This is a genomic window from Micromonospora arborensis (assembly GCF_003205615.1).
GTDB classification, from domain to species: Bacteria; Actinomycetota; Actinomycetes; order Mycobacteriales; family Micromonosporaceae; genus Micromonospora; species Micromonospora arborensis.
In genome coordinates, this window is record NZ_PYBV01000167.1 from 1 (window position 1) to 250 (window position 250).

Sequence of the window (250 nt, forward strand, 5' to 3'; positions counted from 1 at the left end):
ACGCCGTTGTTGTCGAGGTCGTGCTGGGTGACGGTGTAGGTGTAGGTGCAGTCGGTCTGCGCGCCGGGCGCAGGGGTGGTGGCGGCGCTGGTGATCGGGCCGAGGTTCGCGTTCGAGGACGGCGTCGCCTGCACGTCGGTGATGCCGATGTTGGTCAGGGTCACACCGCCGGTGTTGGCGACCAGGTAGCGGTAGGGGACCTGCTGACCCACCGAGGTGATCGACGTGGTGGTGGAGGACTTCACCACAC

Annotated in this window: 1 protein-coding gene; it reads right to left on the reverse strand. The window is 67.2% G+C overall.

Going from position 1 to position 250, the window contains the following annotated elements; genetic code table 11:
• A partial coding sequence (locus C7C45_RS33285; protein WP_167454916.1) for a DUF7507 domain-containing protein occupies window positions 1–250 on the reverse strand: 250 nt, incomplete at both ends.